The organism is Priestia sp. JV24 (assembly GCF_025910025.1).
Classification (GTDB): domain Bacteria; phylum Bacillota; class Bacilli; order Bacillales; family Bacillaceae_H; genus Priestia; species Priestia megaterium.
The window spans coordinates 1-1,769 of the sequence record NZ_JAPCIN010000068.1 but is presented as its reverse complement, the minus strand read 5'-3'; the positions used below and the strand labels follow the sequence as shown (position 1 = coordinate 1,769).

Below are 1,769 nucleotides of genomic sequence, written 5' to 3'. Positions count from 1 at the left end.
TTATGTTAACTAGCATTCCTGTTTGAAATTACTTGGTGTCTTGAAATAAAAAAGTCCCCTTGATATGATGCAGAAGGTCATGGCCATGACTTCAATTCATCATTCAAGGAGGACTCTTATGAATTGTACTCAAAACGAAAAGTTAAATCAAGTTACACCCCATACGCTGATTGTCGGGGTAGATATTGCTAAATTTAAGCATGTTGCTCGCGCCCAAGATGATCGTGGGAAAATTCTTGGGAAAGCTCTAACCTTCACGAATACAAAAGAAGGATTTGAAGGATTCTTTGCCTGGTTGGAAGAGATGCAACATAAACATGAGAAATCTGATGTTCTAGTTGGTATGGAACCTACAGGTCATTACTGGTTAAATCTAGCCTATACACTAAAAGAAAGACTTGTCTCCTTCGGAGTCGTTAATCCTCTGCACGTTAAGCGAAGTAAAGAACTCGACGATAACTCTCCAACGAAAAATGATATCAAGGATGCTAGAGTTATCGCTCAACTGATAAAAGATGGTCGATTTTCTTATCCTCGCTTACCAATGGATCAAGATGCAGAAGTAAAGGCAGGAATTACAATTAGAAACCAAATTGTAGGTGATTTACAGGCTCTACAAGGACGGATTCATAATTGGCTGGATAAGTATTTCCCAGAGTTTTTAACCGTTTTTAAAGACTGGAGTGGAAAGATGGCGTTGGCCACGCTAGAACATATTCCTCTTCCAGTTCAACTTAATCAAACAACACCCGAAAGGGTGGCAGAAATATGGTCCACTTACGGAGGCGTACAACGCCCAAGCCATAAACGAATACAGCGACTTCAAGAGGCTGCTGGACGTTCAGTAGGGTTAACGGTTGGACTACAGATGGCACAACGAGAAATAGCCACAAATATCAAACGATATAAGATGCTTAAAGAAGAACTACATGCATTAGAAAAACAATTGGAAGACCTTGTGCTGACCCTGCCGGGTATTGCTGAAATGCTGACTGTACCTGGTGTTGGGATGGTAACTGTTATTGAACTTTATTCTGAGTTAGGTGATATTAAAAACTTTGAAAATCCACGCCAAATCTTAAAATACGCGGGATTAAATTTGCGAGAATCCAGCTCAGGAAAGCATAAAGGACAAACACGAATTACCAAACGAGGAAGAGCTAAATTGAGGGCTTTGCTCTTTCGGACTGTTATGCCCCTTGTTCGACATAATCGAGCCTTTAAGGCTCTGCATCAGTACTATACAACGAGACAAGAAAATCCTTTACGTAAGAAACAATCACTGATTGTACTTTGTGGGAAGTTAGTTCGTGTTCTACATACTGTAGGTCAGAAACAATGTCCATTTGATGAAGAGCGAATGATACGAGATATTCCCCATCTTTCTTTAGCTCTAGGAGCTTAACCTTTGTCCATTAAAAATGAAGCACGGAGTATTTGGGATAAAGCATTTTTCCAGGCATTCGACCTTGCAAACTAGCATTACCAAACTCTATCTCATAGACAGATTGAACGAAGGAATGTAGGCGCTAAGACGCTGAGAGACATGGGAGGTTTCATCGCTATGAGGCACATAGAGATCCATTGTGCGACTATATGTATGTCTCCATCTTTTTTTAAAATAATGGAAAAAGAATAGCGAAGCTATTCCCCTTAGTACCAGTTTCTTATAAAAATGAAAATATAAGGTTAGAAATGGACATAAAAAAATTTTTTATATTTTATTTTCCCCCTATAAACCCTTGATATTACTCAATTTATAGAGGGAG

Annotated in this window: 1 protein-coding gene; it reads left to right on the top strand. The window is 39.1% G+C overall.

What is annotated here, in order from left to right; all coding sequences use genetic code 11:
* Positions 1-118 precede the first annotated feature (118 nt).
* On the top strand, positions 119-1,405 hold the full coding sequence (locus tag OK414_RS29635) for an IS110 family transposase (RefSeq protein ID WP_013060065.1): 1,287 nt from the start codon (positions 119-121) through the stop codon (positions 1,403-1,405).
* Positions 1,406-1,769: the final 364 nt, after the last annotated feature.

Excerpts from the sequence above, each read along its gene's own strand:
- OK414_RS29635 (WP_013060065.1), top strand. The coding sequence starts at position 119 with ATGAATTGTACTCAAAACGAAAAGTTAAATCAAGTTACACCCCATACG.